Source organism: Duganella violaceipulchra, from assembly GCF_019166075.1.
GTDB classification, from domain to species: domain Bacteria; phylum Pseudomonadota; class Gammaproteobacteria; order Burkholderiales; family Burkholderiaceae_D; genus Rugamonas; species Rugamonas violaceipulchra.
Window position 1 is genome coordinate 1 of the sequence record NZ_JAHTGR010000126.1, and the last position, 448, is coordinate 448.

Below are 448 nucleotides of genomic sequence, written 5' to 3' on the forward strand. Positions count from 1 at the left end.
GCACTCTAATGAGACTGCCGGTGACAAACCGGAGGAAGGTGGGGATGACGTCAAGTCCTCATGGCCCTTATGGGTAGGGCTTCACACGTCATACAATGGTACATACAGAGGGCCGCCAACCCGCGAGGGGGAGCTAATCCCAGAAAGTGTATCGTAGTCCGGATTGTAGTCTGCAACTCGACTGCATGAAGTTGGAATCGCTAGTAATCGCGGATCAGCATGTCGCGGTGAATACGTTCCCGGGTCTTGTACACACCGCCCGTCACACCATGGGAGCGGGTTTTACCAGAAGTAGGTAGCTTAACCGCAAGGAGGGCGCTTACCACGGTAGGATTCGTGACTGGGGTGAAGTCGTAACAAGGTAGCCGTATCGGAAGGTGCGGCTGGATCACCTCCTTTCTAGAGTAGCACTCTTCTTCAAGCGTTCACACTTATCGACTGTAATGAA

General features: G+C 53.3%; 1 rRNA gene. It reads left to right on the plus strand.

Annotation, left to right across the window (positions count from 1 at the left end):
- A 16S ribosomal RNA gene (locus tag KVP70_RS33275) occupies window positions 1-399 on the plus strand; the annotation flags it as partial.
- Window positions 400-448: the final 49 nt, after the last annotated feature.